This is a genomic window from Sphingopyxis sp. QXT-31, from assembly GCF_001984035.1.
In the GTDB taxonomy this organism is placed as follows: domain Bacteria; phylum Pseudomonadota; class Alphaproteobacteria; order Sphingomonadales; family Sphingomonadaceae; genus Sphingopyxis.
In genome coordinates, this window is record NZ_CP019449.1 from 308678 (window position 1) to 325380 (window position 16703).

Annotated in this window: 14 protein-coding genes and 1 tRNA gene; 7 read left to right on the top strand and 8 right to left on the bottom strand. The window is 64.9% G+C overall.

Translation table 11 applies throughout. The features are described 5' to 3' along the window. Window positions 1-197: 197 nt before the first annotated feature. From BWQ93_RS01550 to BWQ93_RS01580, 7 genes are all read left to right on the top strand, one after another. Entirely contained in the window at window positions 198-1079 is an 882-nt protein-coding gene (locus BWQ93_RS01550) for a glycine--tRNA ligase subunit alpha (protein ID WP_443029371.1), read from the top strand. Beyond that, complete coding sequence (gene glyS, locus BWQ93_RS01555; RefSeq protein ID WP_077032135.1) at window positions 1076-3394, top strand: glycine--tRNA ligase subunit beta; 2319 nt, start codon at window positions 1076-1078, stop codon at window positions 3392-3394. Before BWQ93_RS01550 ends, glyS begins: the two co-directional genes overlap by 4 nt. Before the next feature lie 30 nt (window positions 3395-3424). Further along, the gene (locus BWQ93_RS01560; protein ID WP_156878081.1) at window positions 3425-3883 is read left to right on the top strand and encodes a hypothetical protein; all 459 of its coding nucleotides are present in this window, start codon (window positions 3425-3427) and stop codon (window positions 3881-3883) included. Window positions 3884-3969: 86 nt separating this feature from the next. Continuing rightward, entirely contained in the window at window positions 3970-6630 is a 2661-nt protein-coding gene (gene ppdK / locus BWQ93_RS01565; protein WP_077028989.1) for a pyruvate, phosphate dikinase, read from the top strand. Between the two features lie 109 nt (window positions 6631-6739). Continuing rightward, window positions 6740-7312, top strand: coding sequence for a DUF1214 domain-containing protein (locus tag BWQ93_RS01570; protein ID WP_077028990.1), 573 nt, complete (start codon window positions 6740-6742; stop codon window positions 7310-7312). Window position 7313: 1 nt separating this feature from the next. After that, window positions 7314-7841 carry a DUF1254 domain-containing protein gene (locus tag BWQ93_RS01575; protein WP_077028991.1) on the top strand — a complete coding sequence of 176 codons (528 nt, stop codon included), beginning with the start codon at window positions 7314-7316 and terminating at the stop codon, window positions 7839-7841. 44 nt (window positions 7842-7885) lie between these two features. Next, window positions 7886-7962, top strand: a tRNA-Arg gene (locus tag BWQ93_RS01580). 85 nt (window positions 7963-8047) lie between these two features. Here BWQ93_RS01580 and BWQ93_RS21480 read toward each other — a convergent pair. The 8 genes from BWQ93_RS21480 to BWQ93_RS01610 are packed head-to-tail and all read right to left on the bottom strand — an operon-like array spanning window position 8048 to window position 15911. Next, entirely contained in the window at window positions 8048-8242 is a 195-nt protein-coding gene (locus BWQ93_RS21480; RefSeq protein WP_443029356.1) for a DUF6961 family protein, read from the bottom strand. Then, on the bottom strand, window positions 8233-8601 hold the full coding sequence (locus BWQ93_RS01590) for a Rap1a/Tai family immunity protein (RefSeq protein ID WP_077028992.1): 369 nt from the start codon (window positions 8599-8601) through the stop codon (window positions 8233-8235). The genes BWQ93_RS21480 and BWQ93_RS01590 overlap by 10 nt, the downstream gene beginning before the upstream one ends. A gap of 38 nt (window positions 8602-8639) precedes the next feature. Continuing rightward, a complete protein-coding gene (locus BWQ93_RS01595) occupies window positions 8640-13487 on the bottom strand; it encodes a thermonuclease family protein (RefSeq protein ID WP_156878082.1) in 4848 nt (1615 codons plus the stop codon). A gap of 1 nt (window position 13488) precedes the next feature. Beyond that, window positions 13489-13938: a hypothetical protein gene (locus tag BWQ93_RS01600; RefSeq protein WP_156878083.1), complete on the bottom strand. Its 450-nt coding sequence runs from the start codon at window positions 13936-13938 to the stop codon at window positions 13489-13491. Continuing rightward, complete coding sequence (locus BWQ93_RS20595; RefSeq protein WP_156878084.1) at window positions 13935-14105, bottom strand: hypothetical protein; 171 nt, start codon at window positions 14103-14105, stop codon at window positions 13935-13937. Before BWQ93_RS20595 ends, BWQ93_RS01600 begins: the two co-directional genes overlap by 4 nt. After that, a complete protein-coding gene (locus BWQ93_RS20600; protein ID WP_156878085.1) occupies window positions 14105-14278 on the bottom strand; it encodes a hypothetical protein in 174 nt (57 codons plus the stop codon). The genes BWQ93_RS20595 and BWQ93_RS20600 overlap by 1 nt, the downstream gene beginning before the upstream one ends. After that, window positions 14278-15204: a hypothetical protein gene (locus tag BWQ93_RS01605; protein WP_156878086.1), complete on the bottom strand. Its 927-nt coding sequence runs from the start codon at window positions 15202-15204 to the stop codon at window positions 14278-14280. Before BWQ93_RS01605 ends, BWQ93_RS20600 begins: the two co-directional genes overlap by 1 nt. Before the next feature lie 8 nt (window positions 15205-15212). Beyond that, a complete protein-coding gene (locus BWQ93_RS01610; protein ID WP_156878087.1) occupies window positions 15213-15911 on the bottom strand; it encodes a hypothetical protein in 699 nt (232 codons plus the stop codon). Window positions 15912-16703 lie beyond the last annotated feature (792 nt).

A 16703-nucleotide genomic window follows, 5' to 3' on the forward strand; every position in this document is an offset into this window, starting at 1 on the left:
TTCGCTGACTATGTCAATAAGACCTGACAAAAAGTTTTGCAGACCTGACAAAGGCGCCGGATTCCGGCGCGCGCGGTGGGGCACGGAGCCTTGACCGTGGCGCCCCGCTGGGCCAATGCGGCGGCGATTTTTGCACCTGCGAAGGAAGACCGGCCGTGGCCGAGGCGGACGCCAAGCAACCCCTGAGTTTCCAGGACATGATCCTGACGCTGCACGCCTATTGGAGCGCGCGCGGCTGCGCGATCCTGCAGCCCTATGACATGCGCGTGGGGGCGGGGACGTTTCACCCCGCGACGACCTTGCGCAGCCTGGGGCCCGAGCCGTGGAACGTCGCCTATGTCCAGCCGAGCCGCCGCCCGACCGACGGCCGCTATGGCGAGAACCCCAACCGATTGCAGCATTATTATCAGTATCAGGTGATCCTGAAACCGTCGCCCGCCGACCTGCAGGAACAATATCTGGGGTCGCTTGCCGCGATCGGCATCGATCCGCTGCTCCACGACATCCGTTTCGTCGAGGACGATTGGGAATCGCCCACATTGGGCGCATGGGGGCTGGGCTGGGAAGTCTGGTGCGACGGGATGGAAGTCACCCAGTTCACTTACTTTCAGCAGATGGGCGGCTTCGACTGCAAGCCCGTCGCGGGCGAGCTGACCTACGGGCTCGAACGCCTCGCCATGTATATCCAGAATGTCGACAATGTGTACGACCTGCGCTTTTCGGACGCGGTCGGTGACGTCGCGGCGGTCAGCTATGGCGACGTGTTCCTCGAGAATGAGCGCCAATTCTCGAAATGGAATTTCGAGGTCGCCGACACCGACAGCCTGTTCGCGGGGTTCAAGGCCGCCGAGGCCGAGTGCCAGCGCGCGATCGCCGCGAACGTGCCGCTGGCGGCCTATGACCAGGCGATCGAGGCGAGCCACCTGTTCAACCTCTTGCAGGCGCGCGGTGTAATCAGCGTGCAGGAACGCGCGAACTATATGGCGCGCGTCCGCGACCTCGCGAAGGGCAGCTGCAAGGCGTGGATCGACAGCCAGTCCGAACGCTGGACCGCAAAATATCCGGGATGGACGCTGTGACCGACTTTCTTCTCGAACTGCGCAGCGAGGAAATCCCGGCGCGGATGCAGGCGGGCGCGCGCGCCGAGCTTGAAAAGCTGTTCCGCGCGCAGTTGAGCGCTGCGGGTCTCGAAACCGGCGAACTCACCATCTGGTCGACGCCCCGGCGGCTGGCGCTGATCGCGCGCGATCTGCCCGAGGCGACCGCTGCGGTCAGCGAGGAACTCAAGGGCCCGCGCAGCAGTGCGCCGCCGCAGGCGCTCGAAGGCTTCCTTCGCAAGACCGGGTTGACGCAGGACCAGCTCGAGGATCGCGATGGCGTGTATTTCGCCGTGATCGACAAGCCCGGTCGCGCGACCGCCGAAGTGCTCGCCGAGGCGATCCCCGCGATCGTCCGCGGCTTTTCGTGGCCCAAGTCGATGCGCTGGGGCAAGAACAGCGCGAGCAGCGAAAGCCTGCGCTGGGTGCGTCCGCTGTCGGGCATCGTTGCGATCTTCGGCGAGGAGCTGGTGCCGTGCGAAGTGAGCGGGATTTCCGCGGGTTTCGCGACGCGAGGGCACCGCTTCCACTGCCCGGGCGAGATAACCATCGGCTCGGCGTCGGATTACACCGAGAAGCTTCGCGCGTGCCACGTCATCGTCGATCATGAGGAGCGGCAGGCGATCATCCGCGACGGCGCCGCCAAGGCCGCGGCCGATGCGGGGCTGGTGCTCGTCGAGGACGAGGGGCTGGTGATCGAGAATGCCGGGCTGACCGAATGGCCGGTGCCCTTGCTCGGCCGCTTCGACGAAGCCTTCCTCGAAGTGCCGCCCGAGGTCATCCAGCTCACCGCGCGCGTGAACCAGAAATATTTCGTCGTGAACGGGGCGGACGGGAAGCTGGCGAACGGCTTCGTCTGCACCGCGAACATCGACGCGAAGGACGGCGGCGCGGAGATCGTCGCGGGCAACCGCAAGGTGCTCGCGGCGCGGCTGTCGGACGCGCGCTTCTTCTGGGAACAGGACCAGAAGAAGACGCTCGCGCAGCACGCCGAAAAGCTCGCGAACATCACTTTCCATGAAAAGCTGGGGACGGTCGCCGACAAGGTCGAGCGCGTTGCGAAGCTCGCCGAATGGCTGGCAAGCGAGGGCATCGTGCCGAACTGCGACCCTGCGCTCGCGCGGCAGGCGGCCGAGCTGGCCAAGGCCGATCTCGTCACCGAAATGGTCGGCGAATTCCCCGAATTGCAGGGCCTCATGGGCGGCTATTACGCCCGCGCCGAAGGCTTGCCCGCCGCGGTCGCCGACGCGATCCGCGACCATTACAAGCCGGCCGGGCAGGGCGATGACGTGCCAACCGCGCCGGTGACGGTGGCTGTGGCGTTGGCGGATAAGCTGGATTCAATAATTCAGTTCTTCTTGGCCGACGAGCGGCCAACTGGTTCTAAAGATCCATTCGCACTCCGTAGGTCCGCTATCGGCGTTGCGAGCCTGCTTATGGGAAATCGCCTGAGGCTTAATTTGCATAAGGCGTTTGCTAAGCCGATGGCGGATATATTGCGCCAAGTTGCGGATGAATTTGAGGGATATGCCTCTCATAAGGAGGCCGCTGAGGCTCTCTACAGCGAACTTATGAAAACCGTTGGACGGATCGACGAAAGATTGGAGAGCCTCGATCTACCGACGTTGCGACGTTTCAAGAAGATCGTGGAGGATGCTCAACGTGCGGGGATGGTTTCACCTCGAATGTCATACTTTGCGACACTTCAGGATTATCCGGTTACGTACTTTGGAAAGGTGAGCGATTCCGCGGTGACATTCCTCGCCGACCGCCTCAAGGTCCAGCAGCGCGAGGCCGGCGTTCGCCACGACCTGATCGATGCGGTGTTCGCGCTCGGCGGCGAGGATGATCTCGTGCGCCTGCTCGCGCGCGTAAAGGCGTTGCAGGCGTTCATGGCGACCGAGGACGGCACCAACCTGCTCGCGGGCTACAAGCGCGCAGCGAATATCCTGAAGCAGGCGGGCAAAGATACCGTCATCCCAGCGGAAGCTGGGATCGCTGGCGATGGTGCTTCGACGGTAGCGGCCCCAGCTTTCGCTGGGGTGACGGAAATGGACAAGGCCCTCCTCGCCGCGCTCGACGCCGCGGAGCCTGCCGCCTCCGCCGCGGTCGCCGACGAGCGCTTCACCGATGCCATGGCGGCGCTTGCGTCGCTGCGGGCGCCGATCGATGCCTTTTTCGAGGGCGTGATGGTCAACGACCCCGACGGAGCGGTGCGCGCCTATCGGCTCGGGCTGCTGGCGCGCTTTACCGGCGCGGTGCATGGGGTCGCCGATTTCTCGAAGATCGAGGGCTGACGCCATCATGCCGCAGGAGCCGACCGGCCGGTGAAGGAAGAGTACCTCCCTTGGCTGGTCCTACTGTTTCCAGTCGTGTTCGCCTGTTTTTGGACGCTGATGGCCGGCATTCTTGCGCAAATGGGTTGGGCCAAATTCGCGCGTCGTTTTGCGTCGGACCGGCCCGTTCCGGATCGGGCGCAGCGCTATTTATGGGGATCGCTCTCCATCGGGCGCTCTTTCGGTTCGGCGAGCTACAACAATTGCATCAACATCTGGATCGACGATCAGGCGGTCTATCTGCGCCCATCGCTGCTGTTCCGCCCGTTTCATCCGCTGCTGCGCGTGAACTGGCGCGACATTGCTTCGGTCGGGCCGCGCCGAGTGTTTCTGTTCAACGTGGTCGAGTTGCAGGTGAAACAAGATTTGCCTCCTCTGCTCTTCTCGGGCCGCTCGGGCCGCGCGGTCGCCGCGCAGTGGCATTCGTATGGCGGAGGCAGCCGCGCCTGAAGCCGCTAAAGGAAAACTGAATCGACGATAGAGGGCAAGGTCCCTATTCCCCGCCAACCTCCTCCCCGGGGCAGCAGGAGCATGAAATGACGAGCATGGTGCATTTGTTCGGCGGCGCGGCCACCACGGCCGAGCGTTCGAAGGAATTGCTGGGCGGCAAGGGGTCGAACCTCGCCGAAATGGCCTCGATCGGCCTGCCGGTGCCCCCGGGCTTTACGATCACCACCGACGTCTGCACCCAATATTATGCGAACGGCGAACAATTCCCCGCGGGCCTCATCGAAGAGGTCGCGAGCGGTATCGCGCATATCGAGGGCATCACCGGCAAGCGCTTCGGCGATGCCGCCGATCCCTTGCTCGTCTCGGTCCGCTCGGGCGCGCGTGTGTCGATGCCGGGGATGATGGACACCGTGCTCAACCTGGGGCTCAACGATCAGACCGTGGTCGGCCTCTCCGAAGCGTCGGGCGATCCGCGTTTCGCGTGGGACAGCTATCGCCGTTTCGTCCAGATGTACGCTGACGTCGTCATGGGCCTCGACCATGCCGAGTTCGAGGAGGCGCTGGAAATCGCGAAGGAAGACAAGGGCTTCTACCTCGACACCGAGATGTCGGCCGAGGACTGGCAGGCGCTGGTCAAGGAATATCAGGCGATCGTCGAGCGCGAGACCGGCGCGCCCTTTCCGCAGGAGCCCAACGACCAGCTGTGGGGCGCGGTCGGCGCGGTGTTCGCGAGCTGGGAAAGCGACCGCGCGAAAGTCTATCGCCGGCTGAACTCGATCCCCGCCGAATGGGGCACCGCGGTCAATGTGCAGGCGATGGTGTTCGGCAATATGGGCGACACTTCGGCGACGGGGGTGGCGTTCACGCGCGACCCCGCGACCGGCGAGCGCGCCTGGTACGGCGAATGGCTGATCAATGCGCAGGGCGAAGACGTCGTCGCGGGCATCCGCACGCCGCAGTACCTGACCCTCGCCGCGCGCGAGCGGGCGGGAGCCAAGCCGCTGTCGATGGAAGAGGCGATGCCCGAGACCTTCGGCGAGCTGGGCCGCGTCTTCGACACGCTCGAAACGCATTACCGCGACATGCAGGACATCGAGTTTACCGTCGAACGCGGGACGCTCTGGATGCTCCAGACGCGTTCGGGCAAGCGCACCGCAAAGGCGGCGTTGAAGATAGCGGTCGATATGGCGGCCGAGGGGCTGATCACCGAAGAGGAGGCCGTGGGCCGCGTCGATCCGGGCGCGCTCGACCAGCTGCTTCACCCGACGCTGGATCCGAAGGCGCCGCGCGACGTGCTGACCAAGGGACTGCCCGCCAGCCCCGGCGCGGCGTCGGGCAAAATCATGTTCGACGCCGACAGCGCGGAAAAGGCCGCGGGCATGGGCGAGGCGGTGATCCTCGTTCGCGTCGAGACCTCGCCGGAAGACATCCACGGCATGCACGCGGCAAAGGGCATTTTGACCGCGCGCGGCGGGATGACCAGCCACGCGGCGGTCGTCGCGCGCGGGATGGGGCGTCCCTGCGTCTCGGGCGCGGGCGGGCTGTCGATCGACGGCGCGGCGCGCGTGCTGCGCGTCGGCGGGCGCGAACTGCGCGAGGGCGATATCCTCACGCTCGACGGATCGACCGGCGAAGTGATGGCGGGCGAGGTTCCGACCCTGCTGCCCGAACTGGTCGGCGATTTCGGCACGCTGATGGTGTGGGCCGACAAGGTCCGCCGCATGAAGGTGCGCGCCAACGCCGAAACCCCCCAGGACGCCCAGGTCGCGCGCGATTTCGGCGCCGAGGGCATCGGGCTTTGCCGTACCGAGCATATGTTCTTCGACGCCGCGCGCATCACCGCGGTGCGCGAGATGATCCTCGCCGACAGCGAGGACGGCCGCCGCGCGGCGCTCGCGAAATTGCTGCCCGAGCAGCGCGGCGACTTTGCCGCGATCTTCGGGGTGATGGCGGGGCTGCCGGTGACGATCCGCCTGCTCGACCCGCCGCTCCACGAATTCCTGCCGACGCGCGAGGAAGATTTCGCCGACGTCGCCGCGGCCGCGGGGGTGGGCATCGAGGCGCTGAAGGCGCGCGCCAACGAGCTGCACGAGTTCAACCCGATGCTCGGCCATCGCGGCTGCCGCCTCGGCGTAACCTATCCCGAAATCTACGAGATGCAGGCGCGCGCGATCTTCGAGGCGGCGTGCGACGTGGCCGCCGAGACCGGCGCGGCGCCGATTCCCGAGGTGATGATCCCGCTCGTCGCCACGCGCCGCGAGTTCGACCTGATGAAGGCGGTCGTCGATGCGCAGGCGAAGGCGGTGTTCGCCGAAAAGGGGCGCGAGATCGCCTATCTGGTTGGCACGATGATCGAACTGCCGCGCGCCGCGCTGATGGCGGGCGAGATCGCCGAAAGCGCCGAGTTCTTCAGCTTCGGTACCAACGATTTGACGCAGACGACGATCGGCATCAGCCGCGACGACGCGGGGCGCTTCCTGACGCAATATGTCGACAAGGGCATCTTCCTGACCGACCCGTTCGTCAGCCTCGACGTCGAGGGCGTGGGGCAGCTGATCGAGATCGCGGCGGAGCGCGGGCGGGCGACGCGCCCGGGCGTCAAGCTCGGCATCTGCGGCGAGCATGGCGGCGACGCGCCGAGCATCCATTTCTGCGAAAAGACCGGCCTCGACTATGTCAGCGCCTCGCCCTACCGTGTGCCGATCGCCAGGCTTGCCGCCGCACAGGCAGCGCTAAAGAGGGGGTAGCCCCATCTTCGTCATCCCGGCGAAGGCCGGGATCTCACCCTCGCGTCACGACGCATCGGCGAGACCCCGGCCTTCGCCGGGGTGACGGGTGAAGGAAGGGGATAGGCGCATGAAGAGCTGGCACCGCTATGCGATCACCTTGGTGGGCGGGTTGGCGGTGGGGCTCGGCGCGGCGTGGGCGCTCACCAACGGCGGGCTCGGCGACGGCGGCATCCGCAACGGCCCGTGGACAACCTCGCTCGGTTACGGGACCAAGGCGACCGATCCGCTGACGCGCGCGATGGTCGCGCGCTCGGGGCTGCTCGCGCTGCCGGCGAAGGAAACCGTCTACTGGATGGCGAAGACCGACGCGGCGGGCGCGCCGCTCGACGGCAATTGCCGTTACAGCCTGTCGGGCACGCCGCTCGACGCGCGCTGGTGGAGCGTCACCGTCTATGACGAGGCGGGCTATCTGGTGGATAATCCGGCGCGGGTCTGGTCGGTCAACGGCGCCAATGTCGCGCTCGACGCTAAGGGCGAGTGGCGCGTCACCATCGCGCCCGACAAGCCCGCGGGGGCCTGGCTGCCGGGGATCAAGGGGCAGAAATTCCAGCTGACCCTGCGCATGTACAATCCGGGCAAGGCGTTTCGCGCCGACCCCGAAAAAGCCGTGCTGCCGCGGCTCGTGAAAGAGGGCTGCTGAGATGGCCGGCTGGTTCCGTCCGCTCGTTTTCGGCGCGGTCTTTGCCGCGGCGACCGCTTGGGCCGCGATCGGCGCCATCCCCTATGCGCTGATGAACGTCGCGATGGACCGGCTGGGGCAGGGGGGCGTCAACCGCATGTCCTACGGCAATCTCGCGACCCCGGCGCGCCAGCCCGTGGTCCGGCCGAGCCCCGACCTCGCCTATTCGAGCTGCCCCTACGACCTGTCGGCGGGACCGTTGGCGATCGACGTGACCCCGGTCGCGGGGCGCTACAGCTCGCTCAGCGTCTTCGACGCGGCGACCGACGTGATCTTCGTGCGCAACGATGTCGAGGCGGGAGGCAAGCCCTATCGAATCGTCGTCGCGCGCGACGGGCAGGCGGTGCCCGCGGGGGCCGAGGTCGTGCGCACCGACCACGACCGCGGCATCGCGCTGATCCGTCTGCTGCTCAAGGATCCAGCGGAAATCGGGGAGCTCGACGCGGCGCGGCGCGAGTCGTCGTGCGCCGCGGTCACAAATCGGAAATAGGGGGTTGCGCCCCCGCGCATCGGGTCTTAAAGGCGCCTCTCCACGCACCCGTAGCTCAGCTGGATAGAGCATCAGACTACGAATCTGAGGGTCGGACGTTCGAATCGTTCCGGGTGCGCCAGCTTTTCCTAGGCCTTCCGCATTTCGGTGCGGGAGGCCTTTTGCTGCTAGCAATCACATAGCAAGCGCGGCGCCCATTTTCAGGCTTATGAGACGTTGCGAGCGGCGCGGCACTGATCGAGCTTCGCGGCTATCGCCTTCCATCGCTCCACGCCTGCCATGTCACCGGCAAGGGCTAACTCCCCGATCCGGGTTGCGATCCACAGTGGCGCGGCCTCGCCGTGCTGGCGCTCGACCAGCAGCGCACAGGCCCACAGTTCCCGCTCAGGCGTCACGTGCACTTGAATGAAGCGAGAACGGCTTCCCCGACGAGCAGGGACGCTGACATATGCCGCTTCGCCGGATTGTCCCGAAGGTAGCCCGCCACGACATCGGTTAGCTGTCCCAGCGTCACGTTCGCGGGCAGGCAAAAGCTTCCCTTGTTGAACGCCGACACCATCAGCAGCGAGTCAGCGGCTCCCGCGATGTATGCGGTACATCGACCAATTCGAGTGAAATACTCAGCGTCGCGCTCGCTCACGCGGCAATCTTCCCAAAGGTCGTTGCCAGATTTGAAACCCGCCGCCGAGGCGGGCGCGGGAATGTGCATCGCCCCCGCTGCGAGGATAGCAAGCGCGCCATACCCAAACAGACTTCTCATATCCGCCTCCCCCGAGTCACGCGGGCGAGCATAGACGGCTACTCCACCACCTCAAAGCCCGGCGGCGGCGGCGGATCGGAGCGACGACCGGCTGCGCTGCCGCGCTTCTTCTCGGGCTGCGAGGTTGGCAGCGGCTCACCGCCTAGCACGTTCGAGCGAGCGGCTTTGCGGGCATTGGTCATCACCTTCCCGATGGCGCTCTTTTGATCCTCAATCGACATCGCGCGATAGTCGGGCTGCTGGATCAATTCCGACACCCACTTATGGGCGAGCGTGCCGCCGACATATTGCAACTGGTTATAGACTGCGGGGCTGAGCTTCTTGCCCCCCACCGTCTCGTTTGGAGGCGAGATGACTGCGCCGACCCGAATAGCTTCATGCGTCGCCGGATCGCCCTTTTCGGTGCTGGTCCAGATCGGCGACATGATGTCAGGCCCGAGACCGCCCTCGCTTACCATCTCCCGCCCCCATGCGTCACGCTTGGGCAGCAGATTGTCGGACAGCCCAGGAATGCGCGACTGGATATATTCCAGCGTCCCATCGGTCTCGCGTGCGGTGGGGTCCATTGCGCGGGCGAGCTGGGCGACGCCGGTCGGCACCAGTGCGGAACCGGCGAAGCGATCGATAAAGCGCCCGCCGTAGCGTTCGGGATCGCGGAGACCCGCGAGAGCATCGGAGAGGCCAGACAACCACGTCTTGTTTGCAAGGTTGCCCATGATCGCCGCAACGACCAGCCCCGCCCCCTTGTCCTTCTGCCCGCTCGTCATCCCGTCGCCGAGAGTGACCAAGTCGGCAGCAGTGCCAATCGTCAGCGCGAAGGGATCGAGACGGCGATAGCTGTAATACTTGTCGCCGATTTTGATGCTGTAAGGCTCCCAGCCGTCCGCATCGAGCAGGCGACGCTTGTTCTTGTCCCGAGGGGCCGACCCGGTAATCAGCCCTTGTTCCGCAGCCTCCGCGACCAGCGCGCCGATCCCCGAGCCGATTGCCGCGCGAGCCACGGCAAGGTCTCGCGACGCACCACCCGCAGCGAAGTCCTTGCGCCACTCCCGCAGCAGTGGCGCCGCAGGCGAGCGCTCCACCGCAAACTTGAACAGGTTAGTGGGGGTGCGGACGAACGGCAGAACGACCTTTAGAATCGGTGCAGTTTGGGTGGCTCGCGTCACTAGTGATCCAAGCTCGCCGAGCGGGCGCTGAAAGGTCGCATAGCGCGCATAGTCCAACGCCTTCGACCACATCTCATCGGTCGGGTTCGCCACCAGTGCGGCGGCGCGCGCCTTGGCAGCTTCGCCCCGCAACCCTTCGCGCCGTGCAATGCGAACAGCCTGCCCCGCCATTTCCGAGCGGCGGGCAATCGCCTTGAACATCTCGTCCTCAATCGTGAGGGCCGAGGTCGGCAGGCGCAATACCTTACCCTTAACCCCGCTCACCGCGCGTTGGCTGTGCGCCTCGACCTTGGTAGCGAGATCGGCAGGCTCAATGTCGGCGACGGCATTACCCCAGCGCTTCGCGGTATTCCATGCGCCGGGGGCGTCCCCCTCCTTGGCGGCGAAGCGCGCCGCCAGCTCTTGCACACCCTCTCGGGCACCGGTCATCAACCCGGCTGCGCGGGCGCCGACTTCGCTAAAGGCGAGACGTTCCGCCGCCCGCTTATTGAAAGCATGGCGAGCGGCGCCGAAGGCCGCAGCGGTCGCATGCTCGGGGATTTGAGCCAGCGTCGTCATTGTGTTCGACATGACGTTAACAGCATGGGTCGCCGGGCCGCTAAGGATAAAATTGTACCAAACCTCGACCAGCTTATCTTTCAGCTTGGGCTTGTTGGCAGCCTCCACAAACTTGTTCAGGCTGGCGGGATCGCGCTCTAGCGTAATGATCATATCAGCGGCCTGGCGAACACGCTTGGTGCCGCCGCCCGCGCCAGCCAAACCCGCGAGAATGCGGCTCGGTGCGTCCTTGCTGCTCGCCGCCATCCGGAACTGTTGCAGCACGCGCCCAGCTTCCGCAGTCGCGCCGGCCACCTGCTCCTGAATCGCTACGTGACGGATCATCGCCTTGTGAAAAGCAGCCTCCAATTCATCGCCGGGATTTTCCGTGCGCTGAATTTTTCGAGCGAGTGCCACAAGCTCGTCGCCGGACTTCGACAGGATCGCGCGGGCGGCGTAGGCTTCTTCTGCGTTGAGCGCCTGCCCCTTGCGGCGGGACAGCAGATCATCGGCGGTCATCCCGAGTTGGCGGGCAAGCGCCTTGGTTTCCTCGTTCGAGATCGTGCCGCGGCGAGCAGCGTCGAAGCCTTCCGCCACGTTGTCGGCGATCTTGAGCGCCTGCGAAATGTCCTGCGCGCTATCGAGCTTATCGACGCGGATATTGCCGACCTTGGAGAGAACCGCATTGTTCCAGTCGTCATAGGCCGTTGCGGGCGGGGTGTTCGCAATCAGGTCATCAAGCGTTGCAGGGGCGGACGTGTCGGAGTGCAGCGGCGCACCCTCTTGCCGCGCACGCTCGACCGCAAGGCGCTGATCGCGGGCGCCCTCGTAGGCCTGTATCTGTCCCTCATCCTCGGGCAGGAAGCGCCGACCGACACCCCGATAGGTGTCATCCAGCGCAGCGACAAACTCGGCATTGGTCGGCGGCGCGTCCAGTTCGGGGAAGTACCCCGCGCGCCATGCGCGTTCGGCGGCTTCGTCCAGTCCGATGCCCTCAGGGTTGACCAGCTTGCCGAGGCGGTTTTCGCCCCCGGCGAAGTCCTCGCCCTTGCGCGCTGCGTTGCTGATACCGGCAGCGGTTAGCTCGCCGCCGTCATCGCGAACGCCGTTCAGCGAGCGCATGAAGGTCACAAGGTCGGTCGGACCTTTGCGGGTTATCGTGGTCTCGGGATTGGCGCGCGAGGGAAATTGCGAGGTTTCCAGATAGTCGCGTTCGCGGGGAGGCTTCACCGGATCGAGACCGCCCCGAGCCAGCGCGGCAGCTTCCGCTTCTGTTAGTTCATTGGACGGACGCGGCAGCACGTCCCCCGGCTCCACGCGGGCGGTTGCGGCGCGCATCATCGCATCGGTCGGACCCTCGCCCATAGGACGGGTGCGAGTGGCGTTGACGTCGATTACATCGCGCTCGCGGGGGCCAGTGATCGAAGGCAGCGGCTCGCCACCCATATCTGCTCGCGCGCCGGGGGCGCCGCGCGCTGCTTCGTCCGCCGCCTCAAAGGCTCGTTGCATCTGAGCTTCGCTGATTTCTGCCGCGTCGTCACCGACCTGCGTCCGCAGCGATTCCTCGAAAGCCGCAACCCGCTGACCGTCCTGCGCCATTTCCGCCGAGGTCTCACTACCGCGGAGGCGCAAGGATCGAGCAAAGCGCCCGGTCGCCCGCTTGACTAGATCGAAACCCTTGCCGAGAACGGCGCCGCCGCCAGCCCCCATCGCTGCATTCAAGGGGACGTTGGCGACACGCTGCATAAAAGTGCCGTCGCCGGACCCGAAACCATAGACGCCGCCGTATGCGCCACCGACCTTGGCGAAGCCAGCAGCGCCGCGCACACCAGCACCGACCGGCAAGGCAACTCCCGAGGTCAACTGACCGCCGAAGCGCATCCACGGGTGGTTTGTCTCGTCGTAGTCAATGATCGCGCGATTCTGGCGAACGTTGTTGTCGTAGATCTCGCCGAACGAGCGGTCGCTATTCCAGATGTTTTCGCGGTACTCGGTGCCGCCAATGGCATCGACCACACCCCCCATTTCGTCGAGGAAGCCGATAGGGTCACCGAAGCCGCGAGCAAAAGCGCCCGTCTTACCGTCGCCGGGGTTGATGATGGGAAGCGGAATAGGCGCATCCGTGCCCGCAGCCTTGGCGGCAAAGAAGGCGTCAACGTCGCGGGGATCGAAGGTCATGCCGTTCACGTCGGCGAACTGCTTTAGCGTCTCCGGCGTGCTGCCAGGCGCCGCGAGCAAGGCGCCATAGGCTTCCTGAACCTCAGGCCGCATGCCGGCGAAAGCGTTTTGCTTTTTGAAGTCCGCGAGGGTCGCGGCGTCCCAAGACGAATAGTCGATCATGCCGAACTTTTCGCCCTTGCGGATCGCCTCGATAAACTCAGGATCGGCGACCGAGGCCGCTTTGCCTTTCGACTTCCAATAGGCGTCAAGGTCGGCTTGGCTAAACGTCTGATCGCCCGACTTGCTGGCTAGGAAGCCATAATAGGCCTGCTCTTCCTCAGTCGGGAGGCGCTGAAACTCGGGGCGCAATTCCGGCAGATCGGCAGTCCATGCCAATTCCTCATCGGCACGCAGCTTGATCGGGCCGCGCTCAGCCATGCGCTGCACCTTGGGGGAAAGATGCTGCGTCCCGTGACCGCCTTGCAGATTGAGGCGTGCGAGGCGTTCCGCTTCCGTATAGATTGCGCTGCGCTCAGGGTCGGCCTTAAGATATTCGGGCGCGGCATAGCCATGACCCTCGCGAAGCATCGGAACAATCGGGTCGGCGCCGCTGTTGTCGAGCGTCACGACCGGGCGCCCAAAGGTCTTTGCGCCGATACCGCGGACGCTGGTTTGCGGCGTCACGAGACCGTCAAGGGCGCTGGTTGCAAGTTGCCCCAGCGGGACGAGGCTACCGTCAGGGGAAACCCCCGGCTGGTCGGCCTCGAATGCGTCGAAACCCTGAACCCGGCCATTGCGCTTATCGCCGAGGCGGATCGTATCGCCGTCAACCACATCGCCGGTTGCTTCCAGAGTAAAGCCAGCGGGGAGCGGCGAAACCTTGCGCTCGTCGGTTTCCCCCGGCGGTTGCGTGCCGAGGTCCACAATATCGCCAGCGGGCGTGTAGTCAGGCAAGCGCAGCGGCTTACTCTTGCGGGGGCGCTCGACTTCAAAACCGGGAGGAAGCGGGGGCAGACCTGCCATGTTAGGCATCTCCAATAGGCTGCAGGACTTGGGCCCAAAAAGTGCGGGCTTCTTTCGTGATGGCGTGAGCATACGGCTCGGACGCGTCGGACATTTCGCGCAGCCTGTTCTCCATCGCATCGAATTGCTCGGGCGGGGCGCGGTCGGCGGCTACATCGAACAGGGCCATAGCGTCCGCCTGAAAGCCGGGACGGCGTGGGCCGAGAATTGTCGGCGCCACCATTTCCGAGAGTGCCGCCGAGAGATGCGCCGCTAAATTGATGGCAGCAAAATCACCATGCGCGGCCGCCAATCGTGCAAAGCAGAGCGCGTACAGGTGAACCAGCAAGTCAAAGCCGACGTCCTCGCCGTCAGCGATCCCCATAAGGTCAAGCGCGATTGCTAACTGGCTCTTGCCGCACCCATGAGCGGCAGCGTGCAGCATCGCGGCAGGGGAGGTGTCGCGGCTCACCCCTCGGCCAGTACTTTGTCGCGCACTGCGGCGCGGTACAATTCGGGGAGGCTCATACCGAGCGATCGGGCGCGAGCCTTAGCCGCTTCGACCAGCACGCTATTAGCCCGAAAGCTAATCGCCGTGTCGTGAACCACATTGCTGACTTTCTCTTTTTCGCCGGTCATCAGTTCAACCTTTCTCGCTTGGCGGGGGCTGGCATTTCGCCGAGGGTGATGTCGGCGGGAACGTAAAACGCTGGTTCGCCCTTGGCTTGTCGGCGCTCAACAAGGCGGCGCTCTTGGCTCTGGCGCAGGGCCTCGCCAAAGGGGCTCGCGGCAATGGCGGCGAAGATGCCCATTAGAACTTCACCCATTTGCCGTTGCGCAGGATGACCCGCTGGCCGGTCTTGGGGTTGACCGCAGTGGGCGCGTTCATGTCGCCAACGGTGACCTTTTCAACCGGCTTGCCCAGCGCCTTGCCGCGCCTTGCAATCTGCCTCCGAGCCTTAGCGAGCTGAACCCCGCCCTTTGCCACAGACAGCGCGTTCTTTGCTTCCTGCCAAGCCGAGTTGCTTTCCGCCACGTCAGCGTCGGCGACCTGCTCGCGGGCTCGCCCCCCATAATAATCGGGCGCGGTCTCGGCCTCTGCCTCGGCGGTGTCCGCCTTCGCCCGCTGTTCGCGCGCACGGTCTGGCTGGACCTCCCTGTCGCGGGTCTCGTCAAAGACAGCGTTCCACATTTCGGCGGTGTTCTTTGCGCCGACGCCAGCCGCGAGGCGATGCGTCAGGATGCCGACAATCTGCGCGCGTTCTTCGGGCGTCCCGGCTTCAAGAATGCGGAGAACTTCGCGGTCGTTCTCGTCGCCTTGTCCCGCCTCAATATCCGCATCGACCATTTTGGCAGCGGTGCGGGCAGCCAAGTCCCAACGGCCATTGCGCGCCGCGCCGATGGTTTCCGCGATGAGCGAATTGCTGCGGTCGGCGTCGCGCTCGGCAGCGTTCTTGTATAGCGGTTCAAGCGCCTGATGATGCTCCGGGAAGCGCAGCGCGATCTCGCGGTAGCCCTCATAGGTGGGGTTGGTGCCTAGGGATTTGACAGCTTCAAGGTAGGATTGTTCCCGCTCGCGTGCCGCCATGAACTTTGCTGACGCAATCTGCTGCTCGCCTCGCACCCCTGCGATTTGCGCTCGGGTCAGGTCCGACAGAAGCTGTTGCTGAACCTGCGCGGCATAGTCCGGCACAAGCGACATGCCCGCTCGGATAATTTCAGCATCGTTATAAGTCATAGCAAACCCTACCTGTTGAAGATGGTCCCGAAGCCGGTCGGCAAACCCATGCCGCCGCTCGAACCGGCGGCGCCGCGACCTCCGCCGCCGAAACCACCGATGATCATTGAGAGCGCGTCATCGAAGCCTTGGCCGATGTTGCTCCAGTTCTGCGCGTTGATACCGCCACGGGTCAGGATGCCGTTTGCTCGGGCCTCGCCCTGCTGGGTCAAGAGATTGCTGACGTTGTTAGCCCTGTCGGCACCGAACGCTGCGACGGCACCAGTAGCGCCCGAACCCAAACCAGCGGCGCCCGCAAGCTGGGCCAACTGGCGGTCAAGCTCGCTCGCGTATCTATCGGCTCGGAAGTCGGCAAGGCCGCGCTGCGTGTTGCCGCCGCGAAGCCCGCCAGTCGCCGCGGCATTTGCCCTAATCGCTTCCTCGCCGTTGCGAATCTGCGCAAGAAGCTGGGGGCTGGTCTGAACGTACTCCATGAACGCTTGCTGCTTGGCGTCGCCGTTCAAGCCGATGCCATCACCAAGGCGCGACACCGAGGGCGCGAGCAGCGAGAGAAGCGGAGCATAGTCCTGCCGCGTCAAATCGAATTGGCGCGTTTGCTCGGCAATCGCCCGATCCATCGCCGCGACGCGCGCAGCTTCGGCCTTGCGGCTGGCCTTTTTCGCCTTTCCGCCGCCAATCAAGCCGCCGATTACGGAAAACAATCCCACAGTCTCAACCCTCCTAGAGAACAGGCTGGCACTTTACCGGGCGCCGTCCGGTTGAGCATTTCAACAGATTACATATGCCCCACAGGCGCCACACGCGCTCTTGTGCGGATTACAGCGTCCGCATCCTATGCCCCTGATTGCGGGGGCCGAGGGGGAGAGGGAGCGAAGCGGGCGGGCGCCCATAGAAGGCCGTACAGCGCCAAGGCGCGCGAGCGCTAGGTAGGTAGCGCGCAGGTCTGAAATCGCCCTGAGGGAGTCTCAGCGGGCGCGGAGCGGGCTAGATCGAGAGGAGGTAGCCAACGCCCGCGAAGCCGAGCGAGAACGCCACAGCAACCAAAGCCTCAGACAGTCCGTGCAGATCGGTGGGAAGCCCTTGCTTGGCCCGCCGCTCGCGGAGGACGACGAAGCGAACGAGCAGGGCGCTAGCCGCTATCCCGGCCAAGGCCGACAGTGCGTAAAGCTCAGGTATGCCCCCATCCATAATTGAGCTTGTCGCGGAGGATCGCGGGCGCGTCAAGGTTGCGCCTGGAGCGACTCCACCCTCGCTCTGTTGGCCGGTGCGAGCGAGGCTGTCCTGCCTGTTACGGCGCGAGCGCGCCCCCGGAAGCTCGAAGCTTATCGGCGAGGGTGCAACTTTACGATGATAGCGTAAAGTTGCCGACAGGCGCTAACTCGCTAGAAACAAAAGGCCTTATGTTCGCTGGGTACAGAAATGACCGCAACTTGCCGGCAGCGTCAGAGCGTCAAGGTTGCCCGCAAATGGAAATCGGCAGGGGGTACGATTCGGCGCTG

Bases quoted from the DNA above. Each gene is read 5' to 3' on its own strand.
- BWQ93_RS01550 (WP_443029371.1), top strand. From the start codon at position 198: ATGATCCTGACGCTGCACGCCTATTGGAGCGCGCGCGGCTGCGCGATC.
- ppdK (WP_077028989.1), top strand. From the start codon at position 3,970: ATGACGAGCATGGTGCATTTGTTCGGCGGCGCGGCCACCACGGCCGAG.
- BWQ93_RS01570 (WP_077028990.1), top strand. From the start codon at position 6,740: ATGAAGAGCTGGCACCGCTATGCGATCACCTTGGTGGGCGGGTTGGCG.
- BWQ93_RS01575 (WP_077028991.1), top strand. From the start codon at position 7,314: ATGGCCGGCTGGTTCCGTCCGCTCGTTTTCGGCGCGGTCTTTGCCGCG.
- BWQ93_RS01590 (WP_077028992.1), bottom strand. From the start codon at position 8,601: ATGAGAAGTCTGTTTGGGTATGGCGCGCTTGCTATCCTCGCAGCGGGG.
- BWQ93_RS01595 (WP_156878082.1), bottom strand. From the start codon at position 13,487: ATGGCAGGTCTGCCCCCGCTTCCTCCCGGTTTTGAAGTCGAGCGCCCC.
- BWQ93_RS20595 (WP_156878084.1), bottom strand. From the start codon at position 14,105: ATGACCGGCGAAAAAGAGAAAGTCAGCAATGTGGTTCACGACACGGCG.
- BWQ93_RS20600 (WP_156878085.1), bottom strand. From the start codon at position 14,278: ATGGGCATCTTCGCCGCCATTGCCGCGAGCCCCTTTGGCGAGGCCCTG.
- BWQ93_RS01605 (WP_156878086.1), bottom strand. From the start codon at position 15,204: ATGACTTATAACGATGCTGAAATTATCCGAGCGGGCATGTCGCTTGTG.